General features: G+C 64.7%; 1 pseudogene. It reads left to right on the top strand.

Features of this window, described 5'->3' with window-relative positions:
• Positions 1-266: pseudogene (locus SB754_RS20765) on the top strand (glycine--tRNA ligase); the annotation flags it as partial.

Here is a 266-nt window from a genome sequence, read left to right as displayed (position 1 = left end):
AAAACATCAAGAAGCAGTGGTGGCAGCACATGGTCCGCGGGCGCGACGACGTCGTCGGGCTGGATTCCGCGGTGATCCTGCCGCGCCAAGTGTGGGAGGCCTCCGGCCACGTTGAGGTCTTCTCCGACCCGCTGGTTGAGTGCCTGAGCTGCCACAAGCGGTACCGTGCCGACCACCTCGAAGAGGCCTACGAGGAAAAGAAGGGCCACGCCCCCGAAAACGGCCTGGCCGACATTTCCTGCGTCAACTGCGGCACCAAGGGCCAG

The organism is Leifsonia sp. SIMBA_070 (genome assembly GCF_046534635.1).
Lineage (GTDB): Bacteria > Actinomycetota > Actinomycetes > Actinomycetales > Microbacteriaceae > Leifsonia.
This window is presented reverse-complemented; position numbering and strand designations above follow the sequence as displayed.